Raw genomic sequence first — 23072 nt, 5'->3', positions numbered from 1 at the left:
GGGCCGATTTCGATGGCCCGATAAGCCGGGTTTTTTGCAGTTAATTAGCCGCTTTAGGATGAAAATGCTGTGTTAGGGTGTTCAGCATCAAAGTAGTGCCTGATGCAACAACGTCCGGCAACAGCGTTTTTATTGAGGTCATAATGGCAATTCAGGGTATTGAAGGGGTTTTGCAGCAGTTGCAGGCCACGGCGATTCAGGCAGGGCAGATGGGGCAAGGCGCATCCGCGCAGGGCGTCAGTTTTGCCAGTGAGTTGAAGGCGGCGATCGGCAAGATCAGCGATACCCAGCAGGCTGCGCGCAAACAGGCACAGGATTTCGAAGTCGGTGCGCCGGGCATCAGCCTCAATGACGTGATGGTCGATCTGCAAAAGTCGTCCATCTCGCTGCAGTTAGGGGTACAGGTGCGTAATAAGCTGGTTTCTGCTTATCAAGAAGTGATGAATATGCCGGTGTGATGAGACAGGCCTCGTACCCGAGGCCAGAATGAGACGGGTCTGCGCTTCAGGAAAACAGTTCAACAATTTGATGACGCGCAGCTGCCAGGCCGCTGTCCCGGCCATGAGGTTTCATATCCAGACCTTCGGCATACACGAATTGCACTTCCTTGATGCCCATCAAACCCAGCACTGAACGCAGGTAGGGGGTGACCGCATCGGTTTCGCTGCCGACGTGTACGCCGCCACGCGAACTGAATACCAGGGCGCGCACGCCCTCAACCAGCCCCATCGGGTAGGTCGCGGTATAGTTGAACGTCACTCGCGCCCGCGCCACCAAATCAAACCAATTCTTCAGATGCGTCGGCACGTTGTGGTTGTACATTGGCGCACCTATCACCAGCAGATCGCTGGCTTTGAGTTCGGCGATTAATTGGTCGGAAAGTGCCACCACCGCTCTGGCCCGCTGGCTTGGGTTTTCACCGCCGCGTAAAGCGCTGAACAGTTCAGCGTCCAGCACCGGCAGGTTAAGATCCACCAGGTCACGCACCACGACGTTATCCTGCAGCCCCCGGGCGCGGCGTTCGCTCAAAAAGGTGTCGATCAGCCCATTGGTGTGGGATTGGTCGCCCATAATGCTGGATTTGAGTACCAATATTGAGTGCATAAAATTTTCCTTATGATTGTGTTGGACAGCCATGCAGCAGCCGTTTCGCCGCGGTGGCATTCGAGATAATGCATGGTAGCATTGCTGAATATTCACCAGTGGTGATAGTGTTTCACATCATTGATTCCTGTGTGGACGCAATAGAATGCGAAGTGAACTAAGCGGAATACCGATATTCGTTGCCGTGGCGGAAGCCGGCAGCTTTGCCAATGCCGCAGAAAAACTGCACCTGACCCGTTCCGCCGTCAGCAAAATCATTTCGCGGCTGGAACAGCGGCTCGGGGTGATGCTGTTTGTGCGGACTACGCGCAGCCAAAGCCTGACGGATGAAGGGGTGCTGTTCTATGAGCATTGTCGGCAGGCGTTGGCGACCATCAACAGCGCTGAAACCTTGTTGGAGAGCGGTAAGGTCCAGGCCAGCGGGCGGCTGCGGGTGTCGATGCCGGTACTGTTCGGCCACCTGTGCATTGCGCCGCTGCTGACGGAATTGGCGTTACAGCACCCGCAGCTGACGCTGGAACTTTCCTTCAGCGATCGAACGGTGGATTTGATTGAAGAGGGGTTCGATCTGGCCATTCGTATCGGCGATTTGCCCGACAGCAGCAGCCTGATTGGTCGACGGCTCGGCCAGCACGGCATGACATTCTGTGCGTCACCGGCCTATTTGCAGCGTTGCGGTGAGCCGCACTCGCTGCAGGAACTTGGCCAGCATCAGGCGGTAGGTTACTTGCGCGCCGGCATGGTCCAGAGGTGGCTACTCAGGGATGCCGATGGCAGCCAGCAGGAGATACGGCCAGCGGCCAGGATCCTGATGGACGATATGCAAGCCATCACCAACGCCGCCGTCAGCGGGGCCGGCGTGGTTTGGCTGCCTTATTGGCTGGCCCGCGAACACCTTGTCGAGGGGCGGCTGATGGCGCTGATGCGCGACTGCGCCAGCGTTGATTTTCCGGTTAACGCCGTCTGGCCTCGCCGCACTTACCAGCCCTTGAAAATCAGGCTGGCGGTAGACCATTTGCTTGCGCGACTCCCGGCCCGATTGGCGCAGATTGCGCCTGCCGTTATTCAATCTTGAGTTTTGGTCGCCTGGTCGGGAACGTCAATCGCTGGAGTAGCAGGGCAGAAACCCCGGTTTAACTCACATTGCTGCACAGGATGCGGGGGTATAATTTCCGGGTTAAGGTTTTTCAATTACCGGATAAGAAAATGAGCAGCAAAAGTGAACGCAGATGGAAAGGGGTAAGTATTTTAATCCTGATCGTTCTGGTGGTATTAATAAGCGTTTTAATTAAGCAAAGCTAAAATAATCTGGGCCACGGCTGTGGCCTGCAGATTTATTTTCCCGCCAGCATCCGCATGGCGTCTTCTTCGTACGTCAGGCCCAGCAACCATATGCCGAGTAGCAGCACCGCAAGGGAAAATAGCAGTTTTTCGTTGAGCATGGTTTATTCACTTCTGATGACCCGAATGCTCGCCGATGCTATCCCACCCGCCTGTTTTGCGCCAATATTGCCGGTATAAACCACAGTTTCATTGTTCAATGATTTAATTAACGCCGGAAGCCATCACTCCGGGGCTTGCATCATGCTGAAATGATCGGGGCGAATGGCCATGGGTTCCATGGCCCGCTGATGTCCGCGAATGGCGGTGGGCGCAAAGCCGAAGCGTTTGCGAAAGCGCTCGGCAAACCGCGAAGCGCTTTCATACCCCACGTGCTGGGCGATCGCCGATATCGGCCAATCGGTAGATTGCAGCAGGGCCAGCGCGCTGCTCATGCGTACGTCGATCATTAGATTACGCAGCGCGGTATTTTCCGCCGACAGCTTGCGTCGCAGCACCACCTCGCTCATTGACAAGGTTTCGGCGACTTCGGCCGCCGTCCAGATATTGTGCGGATCGGTGGCCAGACAGCGGCGTACCCGTTGGGTTAAATTCCTGGCTTCGTTATGAATAAAGCTGATATTGAATTGTTTTAACCACAGCAGAATTTCCAGCATTTTATGGCGGATGATGACCGTGGGAAAACGATGCTTGAGCGCCAGCGCCAGGCTGGTGGTCTCAAAACTGTGCATCAGCGCGCAGGGCAGATTGCATAATGCCATCACCGCGTCAAAGGGAGTCGGGGCCGTGCTTTCAACCTGGGGCGGCGGTACGGTGAGCAACTGCGGGTCGCAGGTCAATAGCTGACAGCTGAATACCCCGTCCTCAGAGAGTTCGTTGATAATATCCACGGTTTGGCCCCCATCGATAATCAACAGCTCGCCCGCATGAGCCACCACTTCACGCTGTTGCCAGCGTACGCGTTTGTGGCCTTGCTGCACCAGGTACAAGTGCGGTTGTTCAAAATAGACTGAAGGAAATAATAATTCAGTATGCTGAATGATGTGTGCCGATGCACCAATTCCTGGACAAAGATTAATTGTACGTTCCATCGATATTCATTTCGCAGCCATTATCTATGAATATCTTTACGCTTTGATTGGCGTTGGAGCAACATCTTTCCATAGGTTGTGAAACACAACAGCGTGTTTTATCTATCAAAAATCAATTTCCTGCTGAACAGAAAACGTCCGTGTCGGAGTGGTATTTATCCATTAAAGTGAGAGCAAGGCTCGAATTGCACATTTTCTCTAATTACCCAATATCTGAATAATTCAAATGGCATGGATTAATATTCTGACTTAACCGGGGAATAATAGTGCATGCTGCTATCTATTCCATTGTTGCCGTTATTGCTGCGAGCTTATCTGATTTGCGGATCTCCCAGCAACAGGGCGCGATCGTGAAACTGGCCGTAAGTGCTGTTAACCACGTTTTGGCGCGTCGACTGGCCGATTAATTCTTTCAATTGATCCATGCGTTGCTGCAGCAGACGTTTTAGCTCGGTCTCGTTGTCGAGGATTTGCTGCAGCTTATTGCGCAGCAATTCCTGTAACGCCATTGAAGGACCGGCCTGGCCAGTAAAAGCGGCGGTTCTTTCCACCGCCGTCACGTAGGACAGTTCCAGCTCGACCAGGTCTTCCCATCTTTCCGTCTGTGCCAGAACGATCATCTGGCTACTCAGGCTATACACCTGCTGATAGGCGGCTAACAGCTGTTGTTGACGTTCCATTACACGGCGTCCTGAGTAGGGTGATAGTTGGGGCCAATCTGGCGCCAGGCGTCAGCAATATTTTCCAGCAGCTTCACTACTTCGGAGATTGCCGCTTCATCATTGTGCAAATTGGCCTGCATCAGACGCCGTTTCATGTAGTCATACAGCGCCGCCAGGTTATCGGCCATTTCACCGCCCTGCTGGTGGTCGAGACCGCTTTTCAGGCCGTTATCGATAATATTGATGGCCTTTGACAGAGCCAGTCCTTTGCCGGCGATATCACCCTGATTCATCAGTATCCGTGCGCGTAACAGGGCGCTAAGCGCCCCGTCGAACAGCATCACGATTAACTGGTGCGGGCTGGCGCTCATTACGCCACTTTCCAGACTGACCTGGGCGTAGGCCTGAGTTCCGCTACGGTTATACATGTGATTTTTTACCTGGTTAAAAAGTTCTTACTTGAACTGTTGTTTTAAATAATCACCGGTGCCACTCAGCTTGGACATCATGGTATCCAGTTGGACGAATTGTTGTTTATAGCGATCGATAGTGCTTTGAATGCTGGCCGTCACGGTGGTGATCTTGCTGTTCAGGCGGTCAAGGCTGGTATTGATGCTTTTGGTCGAGTTCTCAATGATGCCGCCGGCCTTGATGTAGCTTTGGATCTCATTGTGGATCTCGGTGGCCATGCCGGTATCTTTGCCGTTGCCGGCGAAGAAGTTGGCAACCTGTTCCGGTTTTTCATCGATGGCTTTGTTGAGCTTGGTGCTGTCGATCTCCAGCTTGCCGGTTTTGGTGTTGGTGGTGATCCCCAGGTTACCCAGCCCCTTCAGCTCCGGGTTGTCCTGCGCGCCGCTGAGCGCACTTTTAATCGATGACTGGATACCGCGCAGGGTGTTATCCCCCAGCAGTGCGCCGTTTTTGGCATTCTGCGCCTCGCCGGTTTTGACCGGGGTATATTTGGTCAGCGAGTTAAAGGTATCCAGCAGCGAGTTATAGTTGTCGACCCAGTCTTTGATTTTGTCGGCGGTGCCGGTTTTGTCGGTGCTGATCACCAGGTTCTGCGGTTCATCTTTTTTGGTGACGGTTTTCAGATCGATGGTCACGCCCTGCAGGGCATCGGCAATCGAGTTGGTGCTGCGCTTGATTTTCGTGCCGTTAACCAAGACTTCGGCATCCTGACCGGCCACGGTTTGCTTCATTGCGTTGCTTTTGGCGGTGGCGTCGTAATTGAGGATAGCGCCTAACTTATCGTCATTATTGACCTGCACCGAAACGGTGTTTTTCTCGCCGGTGGCCGTGGAGCTGATCGCCAATTGGTAGTCGTTGTCGCCCACCCGCATGATGCTGGCGTTGACGCCGGCTTTAGCATTGTTAATTGCATCACGCATTTCCACCAGCGAGGTTTGATCATCGGTCAGTGGGATCTTCACTTCTTTCTGTGGATCCCCTGCGGTGATGGTGATTGAGCGGTCACTGCTGCCGGGCGTGCCGAGTTTTTCCGTCTGATTGGTAATCGACGCCTGAGTGGTTAACGTTTGCGGTTGAGCCAGTTTTTGAACTTCGACAATGTAGTTGCCCGCCACGGCCTTGTCGGTGGTGGTGATGGCAAACTGATCGTGTTTGCTGGCGGTGGTGTTATTGAAAAACGTCGGTTTCGCCAGCTCTTTGCTGAGGTTATCGAACTTTTCCAGCGAACCTTTTAACGTGCCGTAGGCGGTCAACTGGGCGTTATAGCTGGTCTGCTGGGTAGTGTACGGGGTCAGACGCTGCTGTTCCGCTTTGCTTAGCTTGTCCAGCAAGCCGTTGAGGTCGAGTCCTGAGCCGATGCCTAATGAACTGATCGATGCCATTCGTAATTCTCCTTAATAATGACTTTATTCGCTTTACGCGTTTATCGGCCCAGCGGAGAAAAAGTTTACCGAAAAGTTTAAAAACCGATGGCGCAATAGAGGAAGGAAAAACCGCGTTATTTCTGCCATTGCGGCAAAGCGAAAAAAAAACAAAAAATTTCTAAAGGTTGCAGGGGGAGGGCCGATACCTGATGGGACGGTGGTTGACGCCGTGGGCAAAGCAGCCCGAACCTTTTAACTACGTTGCGAAGATCGCAACTGACACGTAAGGAAAGCATACAATGGCACAAGTAATTAATACCAACAGCCTGTCGCTGATGGCGCAGAACAACCTGAACAAATCACAGTCTTCTTTGGGTACTGCGATCGAGCGTCTGTCTTCCGGTCTGCGTATCAACAGCGCTAAGGACGATGCTGCGGGTCAGGCGATCTCTAACCGTTTCACCGCTAACATCAAAGGCCTGACTCAGGCTTCCCGTAACGCCAACGACGGTATCTCTCTGGCGCAGACCACTGAAGGCGCACTGAACGAAGTCAACGACAACCTGCAGAACATCCGTCGTCTGACCGTACAGTCCCAGAACGGTTCTAACTCTTCAAGCGATCTGAAATCCATCCAGGACGAAATCGGCGAACGTCTGGCTGAGATCAACCGTATCTCTGAACAAACCGACTTCAACGGCGTGAAAGTACTGAGCGGCGACCAGAAGCTGACTATTCAGGTTGGTGCCAACGACAACGAAACCATTCAGATCGATCTGAAAAACATCAACTCTAAAACTCTGGGCCTGGACAAGTTCAGCGTGGCAGACGGTGTTGATACCACTAAAGTTGGCGGTGCAGTAACTACCATTGCAACCGGTAAAGATCTGACTATCACCAACACCACCAACAAACAGGCTAACGGTGCTGCACCAGCCAGCTACCTTAAAGACAACACCACTGGTGACATTTACGCTGTAGGTACCGATGGCAAGAACTACAAAGCTACCATCGACAAAACTTCTGGTGACATCACTGCTATCGCAGCAGCAGAAACCACTGGTTTGACCGATACGGCTGCTGCCACTACCGTTAAGGAAGAAGTCACTGCAACGGGCGACACTACTGGTCTGAAATCCTATGACGGCGGCAAATCTTACCTGATCCAGGAAGGTACCGGTGCAGACGCCAAATACTTCAAGGCCACTGCAGACAGCGCAGGTAAAGTAACCAAAGGCGCTGAAATGAGCACCACGCCTAAAACTGCTGACCCACTGGCAACCCTGGACAAAGCACTGTCTCAGGTTGACGGTCTGCGTTCTTCCCTGGGTGCGGTACAGAACCGTTTCGATTCTGTTATCAACAACCTGAACAGCACCGTGAACAACCTGTCTGCTTCTCAGTCCCGTATTCAAGATGCTGACTACGCGACCGAAGTGTCTAACATGAGCCGTGCCAACATCCTGCAACAGGCTGGCACCTCTGTTCTGGCACAGGCTAACCAGTCTACTCAGAACGTGTTGTCCCTGCTGCGTTAATCGACTCTCCCCGATTAACCTGTCGCAAAAGAACCCCGCCTCGGCGGGGTTTTTTTATGGTCGCGCGCCGCTCAGCTAATGCATGGCGCAAATAAGGCCTGTTTTGTACGACTGTTCAGCCGATTGGCATTTTGCCCCCTACGGATAATAGCGCTGACTCTCTTATCCGCAGGTTTTAGACATAGTGAGCGATCTGTATACCGCCGAAGGCGTGATGGACAAAAATTCTCTCTGGCTACGCTACGTTCCGTTAGTGCGCCACGAGGCGTTGCGCCTGCAGGTCAGGTTGCCCGCCAGCGTGGAGCTCGACGATCTGTTGCAGGCCGGCGGAATTGGGCTGTTGAACGCCGTTGAGCGGTATGACGCCCTGCAGGGAACCGCCTTTACCACCTATGCGGTGCAACGCATTCGCGGCGCCATGCTCGATGAGCTGCGCAGCCGTGACTGGGTGCCGCGCAGCGTGCGTCGCCATGCCCGTGAAGTGGCGCAGGTGATGCGGCAGTTGGAACAGCGGCTCGGCAGACCGGCCAGCGAAGTGGAAGTGGCGCAGACGCTGAACCTGCCTTTGGATGAGTACCGTCAAATTCTGTTGGACACCAATAACAGTCAGCTTTTCTCCTACGACGAATGGCGGGAAGAGCACGGCGAAAGCGCGGAACCGCTGCTGGAAGGGCACGAAGAGGCCAATCCGTTACATCATCTGCTGGAGGGCAATCTGCGCCAACGGGTGATCGAGGCCATCGAGGCGTTGCCGGAACGCGAAAAAATGGTGCTGACGCTGTATTACCAGGAAGAGTTGAACCTGAAAGAGATCGGCGCCGTGCTGGACGTGGGGGAATCGCGCGTCAGCCAACTGCATAGCCAGGCGATCAAACGTCTGCGCGCCCGACTGGCGAACGAGAACTGACATGTACTCAACCCTGATCCTTCAACCTGATCACCATTGCGATAATCGGACTGCTTCTATGCCAGGCATACTATTGAAAAAACGGCCGCTGAGCCGTTATTTGAAAGATTACAAACACAGCCAGACCCATTGCTCTCAGTGCGGCAAGCTATTGGATCGCATGGCGTTGGTGTTTCGTGGCAAGATCATCAACAAAGATGCCATTGCGCGCATGGACCAGCCGATTGACGATCACGTGTGGCTGAATGTGCAAAATGAGCTGACGGCGCTGTGCCGCTTTTGCAGTGAGATCTCCTGCAACAGCCATCCGAGCTATTTCGACATCATGGCGTTCAAGCAGTATCTGTTTGAGCAGACCGAAATGAGCCACAGCACCATCCGCGAATACGTGGTGCGCCTGCGTCGGCTGGATGAAATGCTGGTGGAGCGTAATTACCCGGCCGACAAGTTTGCCAGTAACGTCAGCCATCAGCGCATCATCGAAGACCTGCCTTCGGCGGCGCACAACAATTACCGCATCGCGCTGCGCAAATACGACCAGTATCTTGCCTGGCAAAAAAGCTACTGATCTGCCTCCCCGGCGCGCCAGCCGGGGTTTTCGTGCCTCTCCCGCCACGAATAAAGAGTGATTATTGGGTTCACATCTGCTAAATCTATCTTTTGGATGTTGATACCTATTCCCTGGGGGAAGTTGTGAATCTGCAACACAAACTGGCGCAATTCCCGCGCCTCGATTTAGTGGGCTCTGCCACTCCGCTCGAAAAACTGTCTCGCCTTTCAGACTACCTTGGCCGTGAAATTTACATCAAACGTGACGACGTCACACCGATGGCAATGGGTGGTAACAAGCTGAGAAAACTGGAATTTCTTGCCGCAGAAGCGCTGCGTCAGGGCGCGGACACGCTGGTCACCGCCGGCGCCATCCAATCCAACCACGTACGTCAAACGGCTGCAGTGGCGGCCAAGCTGGGTCTGCACTGCGTAGCGCTGCTGGAAAACCCAATCGACACCCAGGCAGAAAACTACCTGACCAACGGTAACCGCTTGCTGCTCGGATTGTTTAACGCCGAAGTGGTGATGTGCGATGCGCTGCACGATCCGCAGCAGCAGTTGGCCGATCTGGCGACCCGTCTTGAAGGGCAAGGTTTCCGACCTTATGTGGTGCCGGTAGGGGGCTCCAATGCGCTGGGGGCGCTGGGTTACGTGCAGTGTGCGCTGGAAATTGCCGAACAGAGCCAGCGGAGCAACGTCGCGTTCAGCTCGGTGGTGGTGGCCTCCGGCAGCGCCGGGACCCATGCCGGGCTGGCCGTTGGCCTGCAGCAACTGCTGCCGGAAACGCACCTGATCGGCGTGACCGTTTCACGCAAGGTGATCGACCAATTGCCCAAGGTGGAGCTGATCCAAAAAGCGCTGGCCTGTTCGTTGGACATCGACGAACTGGCGCCGATTACGCTGTGGGACGACTATTTTGCGCCGCAGTACGGCATGCCAAACGAAGAGGGCATGGCGGCGATACACCTGTTGGCACAGCAGGAAGGGGTGTTGCTGGATCCGGTTTACAGCGGTAAGGCGATGGCCGGTCTGATTGACGGCGTAGCCCAGCAGCGTTTCCGCGATGAGGGCCCGATCCTGTTTATCCATACCGGCGGTGCGCCGGCGCTGTTCGCCTATCATCCACAGGTGTGAACGCGGTTTGTTATTCCATTTTGAACTATATTTATAAGGTTATATTCCTTCAAGCAGGCGGTCACACTGTTAAAGTGCTGATATCAAAAAAGATAAACAACAGATGGGGTGTTTATGATCTTTTCCAAAGTTCGTCGTCAATTGCTGCTGGGCGTGATGAGCGTTGCGCTGACCGCCGGTTTGAGCACGCAGACCTATGCCGCCGATAACCTGCTGGAGCAGGTGAAGCATCACGGGACCCTGGTTGTCGGGTTGGAAGGCACTTATCCGCCGTTCAGCTTCCAGGGGGAAGACGGTAAATTGACCGGCTTCGAAGTGGATTTCGCCACCGCCCTGGCGGAGCATCTTGGCGTTAAAGCCAAGCTGAACCCTACCAAGTGGGACGGCATGCTGGCTTCGTTGGATTCAAAACGCATCGACGTGGTGATCAATCAGGTGACCATTTCCGACGAGCGTAAAAAGAAATACGATTTCTCGACGCCTTATACCGTCTCCGGTATTCAGGCCTTGGTGAAGAAGGGCAATGAAGGCACCATCACCAAGCCGGAAGACCTGAAGGGCAAAAAAGTCGGCGTGGGCCTTGGCACCAACTACGAACAGTGGTTGCGTGACAATGTGCAGGGCGTTGACGTGCGTACCTATGATGATGACCCGACCAAATACCAGGATCTGCGCGTAGGCCGTATCAACGCCATTCTGGTGGACCGTCTGGCGGCGTTGGATCTGGTGAAGAAAACCGGCGATACGCTGGCGGTAGCCGGCCCGGCGTTCTCGCGTCAGGAGTCGGGCGTTGCGGTGCGTAAAAACAACCCGGAACTGCTGGCCGCGATTAACCAGGCGATTGCCGAAATGCAAAAAGACGGCACGCTGGCGAAGATCTCCGAGAAATGGTTTGGCGCGGACGTAACTAAATAATGCACGAAAGTATCCAACTGGCGCTGGATTCAGCGCCATTTTTATTGCGGGGCGCGATCCTCACACTCCAGCTCAGTCTGGGGGGCATGGCGCTCGGTTTACTGCTCGGTTTTCTGCTGGCGCTGATGCGCCTTTCGCCGTTATGGCCGCTGTCATGGCTGTCGCGCTTCTATGTGTCGCTGTTTCGCGGCACGCCGTTGATTGCCCAGCTGTTCATGATTTACTACGGCCTGCCGCAGTTCGGCATCGAGTTTGATCCCTTCCCGGCAGCGCTGATTGGCCTGTCGCTCAATACCGCCGCCTATACTTCGGAAACCCTGCGTGCCGCGATTTCGTCGATTGAAAAAGGGCAGTGGGAAGCGGCAGCCAGCATCGGCATGACCCGCTGGCAGACGCTGCGTCGAGTGATCCTGCCGCAGGCGGCGCGTACCGCATTGCCGCCGTTGGGCAACAGCTTTATCGGCCTGGTGAAAGACACCTCGCTGGCGGCGACCATTCAGGTGCCGGAACTGTTCCGTCAGGCACAGTTGATTACCTCGCGTACCCTGGAAGTGTTTACCATGTATCTGGCGGCCTCGCTGATTTACTGGGTGATGGCGACCCTGCTTTCTGCGCTGCAAAATCGTCTGGAAGCCCACGTAAACCGTCAGGATCAGGAGTAACGCATGAGTGCCATCGAAGTGAAAAAACTGACCAAGCAGTTCAACGGTCAAACGGTGCTGCATGGGATTGATCTGGAGGTCGGTGCCGGTGAGGTGGTGGCGATTATCGGGCCAAGCGGCTCGGGGAAAACCACCTTGCTGCGCAGCATCAACCTGCTGGAGGTGCCGGATTCCGGGACCATTCGGGTTGGCGATATACTGATCGACGGTTCCAGGCCGCTGAGCAGACAGAAAAAACAGGTTCGTGCATTACGCCAGCAGGTGGGGTTCGTGTTCCAGAACTTCAATTTGTTCCCGCACCGCTCGGTATTGGAGAACATTATTGAAGGTCCGGTCATCGTTAAAGGCGAGCCCAAGGCCAGCGCGGAACAACGTGCACGGACTTTGTTGGCCAAAGTGGGATTGAGCGGTAAAGAGTCGGCCTATCCGCGCCGTCTTTCCGGCGGGCAGCAGCAGCGAGTGGCGATTGCCCGGGCGCTGGCGATGCAGCCGGAAGTGATCCTGTTTGACGAACCCACCTCGGCGCTCGACCCGGAGCTGGTGGGCGAGGTGCTCAACACCATACGTTCGCTGGCGGAAGAAAAGCGCACCATGGTGATCGTCACGCACGAGATGAGCTTCGCCCGCGACGTGGCCGACCGTGCCATATTTATGGACCACGGTCGCATCGTGGAGCAAGGGCCGGCAAAAGAGCTGTTCACTAATCCGCAGCACCAACGTACCCAACAATTCCTCGACAAGTTTTTGAATCAGTGAGAAGGGGGGCGTTCAGCCCCCTGGCTCTTGACTACCCGGCTTTCAATAATTCATTGCGGGCGGCTGCGGCCAAAAAGGCGCTGCGGCTACCGTAACCGGGATGCTGCTGCACCAGAGAATCTATGCGGTTCAGCAGGCGGTGCGGCAAGGTAATATTGATACGCTCCGCCCGACCATCAAACTTATCCATATTAATATTGACCAACAACCACTGTCCGCCATTCAGACTGTCGTTATCCTGTGCCAGATGAAAGGACACGGTCTGTGGGACGGGAATAGGTTGATTGTCTTCGCTCAAGAATTCGAAATGGGTATCCAGCGCACTTCTGGCGTCTTCAAAGGCCCTGTCCAGAGTCTCACCGGCAAAATAGCAGCCCGGTACATCGGGAAAGAAACCGCTGGCGCTGCCGTCCGGTTCTGAATGTACATAAGCAGGGTAGAACATAATTTCTCCTGTTAACTCATGGCTCCGGGTTAGCACAATCCGGCATCTTTCATGATTTGGCGTAGCGTTCCCGCTTTCAGATCCTTACGCGGATGTGGAACGGTGATCACCAGACGGGAGTTCGGGTGCTTAAACTGATGGTGGCTTCCCTTGATCCGCGTTAAAACCCAACCTTCCTGCTCTAATAGCCCGATCAGTTCTGAACTTTTCACGCGTTTACCGTCCCCTTATAATACACACCATACACACTTTGTGACAACAGGGTCGATACGCTAGCGTGCCGGTGGGGCGCAGACAATAAAAAACCCTGCACGAATGCAGGGTTTGCGGGAGGGTTCGCAGATTAAGTGACCTGCCGCGGTGATCCAGCGAGGCGGATTACCCTATGGTCATCAGGCTGGCGTTACCGCCGGCGGCTGCGGTATTGACGCTCAGTGAGCGCTCGATCAGCAGGCGCTCCAGCAGGATGTTGGTTTCGCCGTGGGCAAAGCCCTGCACTGAAACGATCGCGCCGCTGCGCTGGGCGATTTGCTCGCACAGGATACGCAGCTGATCGGCGTCGCCGTGGTAAATGGCGGCATCGAACTCCACCTTGTCCTGCTGCCAGTCTTTGCTGAAGCTGATGCTGGCCTGAACTGCCGCCGGCAGGCGGCGATACAGGGTGCGTTGCAGCTCGGCTTCCGGCCACAGCACGCTGCTGCCGACGGCCAGTACTGCGGCCAACTGAGTCAAGGCATCGGCTTCGTTATCGGCCAGGCAGAGTACGCGCTCGCGCGGCAACAGGGCATAGGTATTGCGCTCGCCGGTAGGGCCAGGCAGAGGACGTAAGGTACCGCCCTGGCCCAGTTCGGCGTAGCGTTGCGCCAGCGTCACCAGATCGTGTTGGTTTTCGGCAATCGCCCATTGCTCCAGCGCCTGATGGGCCTTGAGCAGCTGTGGTCGTGCGGTGGCCTCCAGCGGACGTTCTTCGTCCTGACGGTGCAGGGTGCGTTGCACCGCATCATCCGGACGGTTGGCCAGCAGGCGATACAGGTACAGCGGGCCACCGGCTTTAGGACCGGTGCCGGACAGGCCTTCGCCGCCAAATGGCTGCACGCCGACCACGGCGCCGACCATGTTGCGGTTAACGTACAGGTTGCCCACCTTGGCGCGTTCGGTCACGCGGGCGATGGTTTCATCAATACGGGTGTGAACGCCCAGCGTCAGCCCATAACCGGCGGCGTTGATCTGATCGACCAGCGACTCCAGATTGGTGCGTTGGAAGCGGACCACGTGCAGCACCGGGCCGAAGATCTCTTTTTGCAGCTCGTCGAAGCTGTCCAGTTCGATCAGGGTTGGCTTGATAAAGGTGCCACGGGACCACTCTTTCTCATCCTGCACATTGCCTTTCGCGGCCTGGTAGACCTTACGGCCCTTGGCGCGCATCGCCTGGATATGACGTTCGATACCGGTCTTGGCCTCGGCGTCGATCACCGGCCCGATGTCGGTCGACAGGCGTTCCGGGTTACCCATGCGGCATTCGGCCATCGCGCCGCGCAACATTTGCAGCGTATGTTCCGCCACGTCTTCCTGAATGCACAGGATACGCAGGGCGGAGCAGCGTTGGCCCGCGCTGTCGAATGCGGAGGCGACCACGTCAGTCACGACCTGTTCGGTCAGAGCGGAAGAGTCGACGATCATGGCGTTCAGGCCGCCGGTTTCGGCAATCAGCGGCGTTGGGCGACCTTGCGGATCCAGACGGCCTGCGATGCTGCGCTGCAAAATGCCGGCAACGTCGGTAGAGCCGGTAAACATCACGCCACGGACGCGAGCGTCATTGACCAGAACCGAGCCGACGCTTTCGCCCTGGCCTGGCAGCAGCTGCAGCACGCCTTGCGGAATGCCGGCTTCCAGCAGAATGCGCACCGCCTGTGCGGCGATCAGCGGCGTTTGCTCTGCCGGTTTGGCCAGAACGCTGTTGCCTGCCGCCAGCGCAGCGGCAATCTGACCGGTGAAGATGGCCAGCGGGAAGTTCCACGGGCTGATACACACCACCGGGCCCAGCGGACGGTGGCTGTCATTGGCGAAATCATCGCGTACCTGACCGGCGTAGTAATGCAGGAAGTCGACCGCTTCGCGCACTTCGGCGATGGCGTTGTTAAAGGTTTTGCCCGCTTCGCGCACCAGAATACCCAAAAGGCTTTGCAGTTGGCCTTCCATCAGTTCGGCAGCACGCTCCAGAATGGCGGCACGCTCGGATGGTGGGGTAGCAAACCAGATGGGACCGGCGGCAGCGGCGGCGTCGAGCGCCCGGCTGACTTCACCTTCGGTAGCTTCACGCACGTAACCGACCACGTCGCCCGGCTCGGCAGGGTTAATCACCGGTTGCTCCACGCCCTGATCCAGCTCGGCGTCGATAATCGGCTCTGCGCGCCAGGGCTGGGTGGCACTGGTCAGCAGTGCGCTGGACAGCGAGGCCAGGCGCTGTTCGTTCGACAGGTCCAGACCGCTGGAGTTGATGCGCTTGGTGCCATAGAGCTCACGCGGCAGCGGAATGCGCGGGTGCGGCAGGCCAAGTTGACCTTCGCTGGCGGCCAGGGCTTCGACCGCGGTAACCGGGTCGGCAACCAGTTCGTCGAGCGGCAGGGTGGCATCGGCGATACGGTTAACGAACGAGGTGTTAGCGCCGTTTTCCAGCAGGCGACGCACCAGATACGCCAACAGCGTTTCATGGGTGCCGACCGGTGCATAGATGCGGCATGGACGGTTCAGCTTACCGTCGGCCACTTTACCTACCACCTGTTCGTACAGCGGTTCGCCCATGCCGTGCAGGCACTGGAACTCATACTGGCCCGGGTAGTAGTTGTTGCCCGCCAGATGATAAATCGCGCTCAGGGTATGGGCGTTATGGGTAGCGAACTGCGGATAAATCAGGTTCGGCACCGCCAGCAGTTTGCGGGCGCAGGCCAGATAAGAAACGTCGGTGTAGACCTTGCGGGTGTAGACCGGATAGCCTTCCAGCCCGTCCATTTGGGCGCGTTTGATTTCGCTGTCCCAGTAGGCGCCTTTTACCAGACGGATCATCAGGCGACGGCGGCTGCGTTGCGCCATGTCGATCACCGCGTCGATGGCGAACGGGCAACGTTTCTGATAGGCCTGGATCACAAAGCCGATGCCGTTCCAACCGGCCAGCTGAGGTTCGAAGCACAGCTTTTCCAGCAGGTCGAGCGAGATTTCCAGGCGATCGGCTTCTTCAGCATCGATATTGATGCCGATGTCGTATTGGCGCGCCTGCAGGGTCAATGACAGCAGGCGAGGGTAGAGCTCTTCCATTACGCGTTCGTACTGTGCGCGGCTATAACGCGGGTGCAAAGCGGACAGCTTGATGGAAATGCCCGGACCTTCATAGATGCCGCGGCCGTTCGAGGCTTTGCCAATCGCATGGATTGCCTGCTGGTAAGACACCAGATAGGCCTGCGCGTCGGCTTCGGTCAGGGCGGCTTCACCCAGCATGTCGTAGGAGTAACGGAACCCTTTGTCTTCCAGCTTGCGGGCGTTGGCCAGCGCTTCGGCGATGGTTTCGCCGGTCACGAACTGTTCGCCCATCAGGCGCATCGCCATATCCACGCCTTTACGGATCAGCGGTTCGCCGCTCTTGCCGATAATGCGGTTCAGCGAGCGTGACAGGTTGGCTTCATTGTGGGTCGATACCAGCTTGCCGGTGAACAACAGGCCCCAGGTGGCGGCGTTAACAAACAGCGATGGGCTGCGGCCGAGGTGAGAATGCCAGTTGCCGTTGCTGATTTTATCGCGGATCAGCGCATCGCGGGTTGGCTTGTCCGGAATACGCAGCAGGGCTTCGGCCAGGCACATCAGCGCCACGCCTTCCTGTGAAGACAAGGAGAACTCCTGCAGCAGGCCTTGCACCATGCCGGCGCGGCCATTTGCACTCTTTTGGTTACGCAACTTCTCGGCGATGTCGTAAGCCATCTTATGGGTGGCTTTGGCAAGATCGGCAGGTAATCGCGCCTGTTCGAGCAACATCGGCACTGCTTCGGTCTCAGGGCGGCGATAAGCCGCGGTGATGGCTGCGCGGTTAACCGACTGCGGCAGAATTTGTTCTGCAAATTCAAGGAATGGCTGGTGGGACTCTTCCTGCACTTGCGGCATAATGTCGTCCGCTTCGGCCTGACCGGCAGCGGCAAGTGCCGGAATTTCAGGGATATCGGAACCGTTCTCGAGACGTTCGAGATAATTAAAAATGGCCTGCTTGATCAGCCAGTGCGGCGTGCGATCGATACGCTGTGCGGCGCTTTTGATTCGATCGCGAGTGGCTTCGTCGAGCTTCACGCCCATTGTGGTAGTGCCCATGCCAATCCAACTCCTGTGTTAAGAACCTATCCCATCAGGCTATACAAACTGCGGGCCAGATAGGCTGCTGGGATAGGTTCGTGCGTTGTGTGCTGTGATGAATGCAGACAATATCCTGCATGTTGCAACTTTGTGCAACCGTGTTAAATCAGGCGGATGAGCGAAGTGTGAGTTCCATCGGTTTTTTAACATCAATAATCGGCATGGTTCTTGCTCTGCCTGTGGGATGGTGCGTCGGCGATCGGCCATTCGCGCGCGTTAACCCCAGCAATATCAGGGATAACGCTGAATTAGTATGAGGTGCAACTCTGTTTTTGAATGTGAGGTGTAACCTTGCAGGTGGTTAAATGTGACGCAGGGTAAACTTTGTGTAACTTTGTTGTTAAATGTCTTGTTGGGTAATCAACAGGTCAACTAGGATAGCCGACGGTCAGACAATTGCGGGAGGAAACTATTTTCACTCGCGGGAGTGTCAGCTTTTCGCCACGTTCCGGCGGATTGGCAAGCAGTAACTATCGCAATACAGCGCGAAATAATAATGAGAGTGGAGAATTTCATGACAATGAGCACACCAATGCTGGTCACCTTCCTGGTGTATATCTTCGGGATGGTGTTAATCGGCTTACTTGCCTACCGGGCAACCAATAACTTTGACGACTACATTCTGGGCGGTCGTAGCCTGGGCAGCGTGGTGACCGCGCTCTCTGCCGGCGCATCGGATATGAGCGGCTGGCTGCTGATGGGCCTGCCGGGCGCCATCTTCCTGTCCGGCATCTCTGAAAGCTGGATTGCGATTGGCCTGACCATCGGCGCTTACCTTAACTGGAAGCTGGTGGCGGGGCGGCTACGCGTTCATACCGAAGCCAACAATAATGCCCTGACGTTACCGGATTATTTCACCAGCCGTTTTGAAGACAACAGCAAGCTGCTGCGGGTGATCTCCGCCATTGTCATTCTGGTGTTCTTCACTATCTATTGTGCTTCCGGCATCGTGGCCGGTGCGCGTCTGTTCGAAAGCACCTTTGGCATGAGCTACGAAACGGCGCTGTGGGCCGGCGCTGCGGCCACTATCCTTTATACCTTTATCGGTGGATTCCTGGCGGTGAGCTGGACCGATACTGTGCAGGCCAGCCTGATGATTTTTGCGCTGATCCTGACTCCGATAATTGTGATCTTCGCGGTAGGCGGCATTGATACCTCGATGCTGGTGATCCAGGCGCAAAACCCGGCCAATATCGACATGCTGAAAGGCCTGAACTTTGTGGCCATTCTCTCGCTGCTGGGCTGGGGGCTGGGTTACTTCGGGCAGCCGCACATTCTGGCGCGCTTTATGGCGGCTGACTCTCACCGCACTATTCGCAGTGCGCGTCGCATCAGCATGACCTGGATGGTCCTGTGCCTGGCGGGCACCATCGCCGTCGGCTTCTTCGGTATTGCCTACTTCGCCAATAACCCTGATCAAGCGGGGAACGTGTCGCAAAACGGCGAGCGCGTGTTTATCGAACTGGCGATGCTGCTGTTCAACCCGTGGATTGCAGGCATTTTGCTGTCGGCGATTTTGGCGGCGGTAATGAGCACCCTGAGCTGCCAGCTGTTGGTGTGTTCAAGTGCGATCACCGAAGACCTGTACAAGGCCTTCCTGCGTAAGGGCGCCAGTCAGCGTGAACTGGTATGGGTAGGGCGCATCATGGTGCTGGTCGTGGCGTTGGTGGCCATCGCGCTGGCGGCAAACCCGGAAAACCGCGTGCTGGGTCTGGTTAGCTACGCCTGGGCCGGCTTCGGCGCTGCCTTTGGTCCGGTGGTGCTGATCTCGGTCATGTGGTCACGCATGACGCGTAACGGCGCACTGGCCGGCATGCTGGTTGGCGCAGTAACGGTAATCGTCTGGAAACACTTCGCCTGGCTGGATCTGTATGAAATCATCCCGGGCTTCCTGTTCGGCTGTATCGCCATCGTGGTGGTGAGCCTGATGGGGCGTTCACCTTCCGCGACCATTACCGAGCGTTTCGATCAGGCGGAAGCCGAGTTCAAAACCGTTTAATCTCTCGCATCGCGAGTCAAAAAGGCGCTTAAGGCGCCTTTTTTAATGTCAGCTTCCCAGGTTTTTCGCCATCTTGCGGAAACAACTGGCGACATTTGATTAGAAAAAATCACCCTTGGGGCTCTTGTATTTCTGCCAGCCAGAATGATAATCACTATCGTTGAGTTTTACTTTTCTTTACATTGGCGTTGCCGCCATTCCCGGTGTGCGAACGCTTCGCAGCAGATGCCTTTTTAGAGGTTATTACTTATGTTTGTTCCCTTCCTTATCATGTTCCGTGAGGGGCTGGAGGCGGCGTTGATCGTCAGCCTGATTGCCAGCTACCTGAAACGCACGCAGCGGGGTCAATGGTTAGGCGTGGTATGGATAGGGGTGATTGTTGCCGCCGCCCTGTGCCTGGCGCTTGGAATCTTCATCAATGAAACCACCGGCGAATTCCCGCAAAAGCAGCAAGAGCTGTTCGAAGGCATAGTCGCGGTAGTGGCGGTGTTGATCCTGACCTATATGGTGTTCTGGATGCGCAAGGTTTCCAAATCGGTCAAGGTGCATCTGGAGGGCGCCATCGACAATGCGCTCAACTCCGGCAAAGGCCAGGGCTGGGCGCTGGTGGCGATGGTGTTTTTTGCCGTGGCGCGCGAAGGGCTGGAGTCGGTATTTTTCCTGTTGGCGGCTTTCCAGCAAGACGTGGGGATTGAAGCCCCGATAGGTGCGGTGCTTGGCCTGGTGGCCGCCATTGTACTGGGCATGATGATTTACTGGGGCGGTGTGAAGCTGCACCTGGCCAAATTCTTCAAATGGACCAGCCTGTTTATCCTGTTCGTTGCCGCCGGCCTGGCAGCCGGGGCGATCCGCGCCTTCCACGAAGCCGGGTTGTGGAACCACTTCCAGGACATCGCGTTTGATCTCAGCAACCATCTGTCGACCCACTCCCTGTTTGGCACCCTGCTCGAAGGCATCTTCGGCTACCAGGAAACGCCAACGGTAAGCGAAGTGGCGGTCTACTTCTTGTATTTGATCCCAGCACTGATTTTCTTTTTCCTGCCGCAGCGTGCGGAACCGGTCGCGGTTTCGACGCAACGTAAAATCAATCATTAATTTAATAGGGAATCTTGTATGTCTACTCCGTTATTCCGCCGCAAGGCTTTGCACGCAGCATTACTGGCTCTTCCGGCGTTCGCGCTGAGCATTGATGCCCTGGCGGCGGACGTGCCGCAGGTAAAGATCACCGTTAACGACAAACAGTGCGAGCCGATGCAACTGACGGTGCCGGCCGGTAAAACCCAGTTTGTGGTGCACAACACCAGCCAAAAAAACGTGGAGTGGGAAATCCTGAAAGGGGTGATGGTGGTGGAAGAGCGTGAAAACATCGCGCCGGGTTTCACCCAGAAGATGACCGCCAATCTGGAAGCGGGCGAATACGACATGACCTGTGGGCTGCTCAGCAATCCGAAAGGCAAACTGACCGTGACCGCCTCGGCCGGGGCTGCCAGTGACGGTAAACCGAACGCCATGGATTTGGTTGGGCCGATTGCTGAATACAAAGTCTACGTGACCAAAGAGGTCGAAGGGCTGGTTAAACAAACCAAGCTGTTCACCGATGCCGTGAAGGCCGGCAAAGTTGCCGAGGCTCGTAAACTCTATGCGCCGACCCGCCAGCATTACGAGCGAATTGAGCCGATCGCCGAGCTGTTCTCCGATTTGGACGGCAGTATCGACGCCCGCGAAGACGACTACGAGAAAAAAGCGGAAGATCCGAAGTTCACCGGTTTCCACCGCTTGGAGAAAGCGCTGTTTGCCGACAACACCACCAAAGACATGAGCAAATACGCCGATCAACTCTATAACGACACCCTTGAGCTGCAAAAACGGGTGACCGACCTGACCTTCCCGCCAAGCAAGGTTGTGGGGGGCGCAGCCGGCCTGATCGAAGAAGTGGCGGCGAGCAAAATCAGCGGTGAAGAAGACCGTTACAGCCGTACCGACCTGTGGGACTTCCAGGCCAACGTAGACGGCGCACAAAAAATCGTTAACCTGCTGCGCCCGCTGCTGGTCAAGGCCAACAAGCCTTTGCTGGACAAGATCGACGCCAATTTTAAAACCGTTGATACCATTTTGGCGAAATACAAAACCCAGGATGGCTATGAATCTTACGAGAAGCTGACCGATGCCGATCGCAACGCCATGAAAGGGCCAATCACCACCCTGGCGGAAGATTTGTCACAGCTGCGTGGCGTTCTGGGTCTGGACTGAGGCAAAGCATCATGAGTAACAAGATCGGCCCGGAAAACGGGCCGCATCCACAAACGCAGGGCGCGGCGTCACCGTCGCGCCGTCGTTTATTGCAGGGATTGGGGCTGGGCGTACTGGCGTTGGGCGGCAGTCGCCTGACCCAGGCGGCAGATAAATCCGCAGAACCGCTGGCGGTCGCTAAGGATGAACGCTGGCAGAAGCAGCCGTTCTACGGCGCGCACCAGGCCGGGATCCTCACGCCGCAGCAAGCGGCGATGATGCTGGTGGCTTTTGACGTGCTGGCCAGCAACAAGCAGGATTTGGAGCGGCTGTTTCGGCTGCTGACCAACCGCATTGCGTTTTTGACCACCGGCGGCAAAGCGCCGGAAGTGGATCCCAAGCTGCCACCGCTTGATTCGGGCATCATGGGGCGGGAGATCTACCCGGATAACCTGACCATCACCGTGTCGGTCGGCACTTCGCTGTTTGACGAGCGTTTCGGTCTGCAGGCGCACAAGCCGTTGCGGCTGCAAAAAATGACGCGTTTTCCCAACGACTCGCTGGATGCCAGCCTGTGCCACGGCGATTTGGTGTTGCAGATTTGCGCCAATACCAATGAAACGGTGATCCACGCACTACGTGACATCATCAAGCATTCGCCGGATCTGCTCAGCGTGCGCTGGAAGCGGGAAGGGTTTATCTCCGCCCACGCCGCACGCAGCAAAGGTAAAGAGACGCCAATCAACCTGCTGGGCTTTAAAGACGGCACCGCCAACCCGAAAACCGACGATAAACCGCTGATGGATCAGGTGGTGTGGGTGGCCGATAACGCCGGGGAACCGGCATGGGCGGTGGGCGGCAGCTATCAGGCCGCGCGTATTATCCGCTTCCACGTGGAGTTCTGGGATCGCACCCCGTTGCAGGAGCAGCAAACCATCTTCGGCCGCGAAAAGCACAGCGGTGCGCCGCTCGGCATGAAGCATGAACACGACGAGCCGGACTATGAGAAGGATCCCGAAGGGAAGATGATCCCGATGGATGCGCATATCCGCCTGGCAAACCCGCGCACGCCACAAACCCAGAGCAATTTGTTACTGCGCCGGGGCTACAGCTATTCTATCGGCGTGTCCAATTCCGGCCAGTTGGAAATGGGGCTGCTGTTCGTCTGCTACCAGGCCGATTTGGAGAAAGGCTTCCTGACGGTGCAAAAACGTCTGAACGGCGAGGCGCTGGAAGAGTACGTCAAACCTATCGGCGGCGGTTACTTCTTTGCACTGCCAGGGGTCAAAGACAGCAACGACTATCTGGCCAGCGGCTTGCTGAAAGCCTGAGCCTCACTTCACCAGGCGGGGTTTGCCCCGCCTTATTTTTGAACCAACAGCCGTTAATTAAAATCAACCCTGAGCTTGCGAAATCGAGAGCTCCGTCTTTAATTAGGCTAACTATTTTCATTTTTTGTTAAAAGCATTAACATATTGGCCATAACGTTCCAAGTGGTTCATATTCTCCG

Annotated in this window: 21 protein-coding genes; 13 read left to right on the top strand and 8 right to left on the bottom strand. The window is 55.9% G+C overall.

Translation table 11 applies throughout. The annotated features are described in order from the left end of the window. Window positions 1-143: 143 nt before the first annotated feature. Window positions 144-458, top strand: coding sequence for a flagellar hook-basal body complex protein FliE (gene fliE, locus LQ945_RS03870; RefSeq protein WP_044552041.1), 315 nt, complete (start codon window positions 144-146; stop codon window positions 456-458). 46 nt (window positions 459-504) lie between these two features. Here fliE and LQ945_RS03865 read toward each other — a convergent pair whose 3' ends face one another. Then, window positions 505-1104: an FMN-dependent NADH-azoreductase gene (locus LQ945_RS03865; protein WP_270102302.1), complete on the bottom strand. Its 600-nt coding sequence runs from the start codon at window positions 1102-1104 to the stop codon at window positions 505-507. Window positions 1105-1249: 145 nt separating this feature from the next. Between LQ945_RS03865 and LQ945_RS03860 the strand changes: the two genes are divergently transcribed. Next, window positions 1250-2179, top strand: coding sequence for a LysR family transcriptional regulator (locus tag LQ945_RS03860; RefSeq protein WP_270102301.1), 930 nt, complete (start codon window positions 1250-1252; stop codon window positions 2177-2179). A 490-nt stretch (window positions 2180-2669) separates the two neighbouring features. On the opposite strand, the gene LQ945_RS03855 is transcribed toward LQ945_RS03860, so the two are convergent. The 4 genes from LQ945_RS03855 to fliD form a co-directional block, all read right to left on the bottom strand. Next, window positions 2670-3536: a helix-turn-helix transcriptional regulator gene (locus LQ945_RS03855; RefSeq protein WP_044552038.1), complete on the bottom strand. Its 867-nt coding sequence runs from the start codon at window positions 3534-3536 to the stop codon at window positions 2670-2672. Between the two features lie 311 nt (window positions 3537-3847). Then, entirely contained in the window at window positions 3848-4216 is a 369-nt protein-coding gene (gene fliT / locus LQ945_RS03850) for a flagella biosynthesis regulatory protein FliT (RefSeq protein ID WP_044552037.1), read from the bottom strand. Then, window positions 4216-4626: a flagellar export chaperone FliS gene (gene fliS, locus LQ945_RS03845; protein WP_044552036.1), complete on the bottom strand. Its 411-nt coding sequence runs from the start codon at window positions 4624-4626 to the stop codon at window positions 4216-4218. Before fliS ends, fliT begins: the two co-directional genes overlap by 1 nt. 27 nt (window positions 4627-4653) lie before the next feature. Continuing rightward, the gene (gene fliD / locus LQ945_RS03840) at window positions 4654-6051 is read right to left on the bottom strand and encodes a flagellar filament capping protein FliD (protein ID WP_270102300.1); all 1398 of its coding nucleotides are present in this window, start codon (window positions 6049-6051) and stop codon (window positions 4654-4656) included. Window positions 6052-6332: 281 nt separating this feature from the next. Here fliD and LQ945_RS03835 point away from each other — a divergent pair, with 281 nt between their 5' ends. The 7 genes from LQ945_RS03835 to tcyN all read left to right on the top strand — a co-directional run bounded on the left by LQ945_RS03835 (window position 6333) and on the right by tcyN (window position 12497). Continuing rightward, a complete protein-coding gene (locus LQ945_RS03835; RefSeq protein WP_044552034.1) occupies window positions 6333-7571 on the top strand; it encodes a FliC/FljB family flagellin in 1239 nt (412 codons plus the stop codon). Between the two features lie 184 nt (window positions 7572-7755). Further along, window positions 7756-8478 carry an RNA polymerase sigma factor FliA gene (locus tag LQ945_RS03830; RefSeq protein WP_270102299.1) on the top strand — a complete coding sequence of 241 codons (723 nt, stop codon included), beginning with the start codon at window positions 7756-7758 and terminating at the stop codon, window positions 8476-8478. A gap of 58 nt (window positions 8479-8536) precedes the next feature. After that, window positions 8537-9046, top strand: coding sequence for a flagella biosynthesis regulatory protein FliZ (gene fliZ, locus LQ945_RS03825; RefSeq protein WP_182824919.1), 510 nt, complete (start codon window positions 8537-8539; stop codon window positions 9044-9046). 125 nt (window positions 9047-9171) lie between these two features. Then, window positions 9172-10164: a D-cysteine desulfhydrase gene (locus tag LQ945_RS03820; protein WP_182824921.1), complete on the top strand. Its 993-nt coding sequence runs from the start codon at window positions 9172-9174 to the stop codon at window positions 10162-10164. A gap of 114 nt (window positions 10165-10278) precedes the next feature. Further along, entirely contained in the window at window positions 10279-11079 is an 801-nt protein-coding gene (gene tcyJ, locus LQ945_RS03815; protein ID WP_262242718.1) for a cystine ABC transporter substrate-binding protein, read from the top strand. Then, window positions 11079-11741, top strand: coding sequence for a cystine ABC transporter permease (tcyL, locus tag LQ945_RS03810; RefSeq protein ID WP_037419074.1), 663 nt, complete (start codon window positions 11079-11081; stop codon window positions 11739-11741). Before tcyJ ends, tcyL begins: the two co-directional genes overlap by 1 nt. A gap of 3 nt (window positions 11742-11744) precedes the next feature. Next, window positions 11745-12497: an L-cystine ABC transporter ATP-binding protein TcyN gene (tcyN, locus tag LQ945_RS03805; RefSeq protein ID WP_270102297.1), complete on the top strand. Its 753-nt coding sequence runs from the start codon at window positions 11745-11747 to the stop codon at window positions 12495-12497. A 31-nt stretch (window positions 12498-12528) separates the two neighbouring features. Here tcyN and LQ945_RS03800 read toward each other — a convergent pair whose 3' ends face one another. The 3 genes from LQ945_RS03800 to putA all read right to left on the bottom strand — a co-directional run bounded on the left by LQ945_RS03800 (window position 12529) and on the right by putA (window position 17292). Then, window positions 12529-12942, bottom strand: a complete 414-nt coding sequence (locus LQ945_RS03800; RefSeq protein WP_270102296.1) for a type II toxin-antitoxin system HicB family antitoxin — start codon at window positions 12940-12942, stop codon at window positions 12529-12531. A 29-nt stretch (window positions 12943-12971) separates the two neighbouring features. Then, the gene (locus tag LQ945_RS03795) at window positions 12972-13154 is read right to left on the bottom strand and encodes a type II toxin-antitoxin system HicA family toxin (protein ID WP_048760244.1); all 183 of its coding nucleotides are present in this window, start codon (window positions 13152-13154) and stop codon (window positions 12972-12974) included. Window positions 13155-13320: 166 nt separating this feature from the next. Further along, complete coding sequence (putA, locus tag LQ945_RS03790; RefSeq protein ID WP_270102295.1) at window positions 13321-17292, bottom strand: trifunctional transcriptional regulator/proline dehydrogenase/L-glutamate gamma-semialdehyde dehydrogenase; 3972 nt, start codon at window positions 17290-17292, stop codon at window positions 13321-13323. A gap of 556 nt (window positions 17293-17848) precedes the next feature. On the opposite strand from putA, the gene putP reads away from it, so the two are divergent. The 4 genes from putP (at window position 17849) to efeB (ending at window position 22893) form a co-directional block, all read left to right on the top strand. Continuing rightward, window positions 17849-19333: a sodium/proline symporter PutP gene (putP, locus tag LQ945_RS03785; RefSeq protein ID WP_262240528.1), complete on the top strand. Its 1485-nt coding sequence runs from the start codon at window positions 17849-17851 to the stop codon at window positions 19331-19333. Window positions 19334-19582: 249 nt separating this feature from the next. Next, window positions 19583-20428, top strand: coding sequence for an iron uptake transporter permease EfeU (gene efeU, locus LQ945_RS03780; RefSeq protein WP_270102294.1), 846 nt, complete (start codon window positions 19583-19585; stop codon window positions 20426-20428). An 18-nt stretch (window positions 20429-20446) separates the two neighbouring features. Continuing rightward, window positions 20447-21583 (top strand): iron uptake system protein EfeO, encoded by a 1137-nt coding sequence (efeO, locus tag LQ945_RS03775; protein WP_270102293.1) that lies wholly within the window; start codon window positions 20447-20449, stop codon window positions 21581-21583. Window positions 21584-21594: 11 nt separating this feature from the next. Next, the gene (gene efeB / locus LQ945_RS03770; RefSeq protein WP_270102292.1) at window positions 21595-22893 is read left to right on the top strand and encodes an iron uptake transporter deferrochelatase/peroxidase subunit; all 1299 of its coding nucleotides are present in this window, start codon (window positions 21595-21597) and stop codon (window positions 22891-22893) included. Window positions 22894-23072: the final 179 nt, after the last annotated feature.

Source organism: Serratia liquefaciens, from assembly GCF_027594825.1.
Lineage (GTDB): Bacteria > Pseudomonadota > Gammaproteobacteria > Enterobacterales > Enterobacteriaceae > Serratia > Serratia liquefaciens_A.
This window is presented reverse-complemented; position numbering and strand designations above follow the sequence as displayed.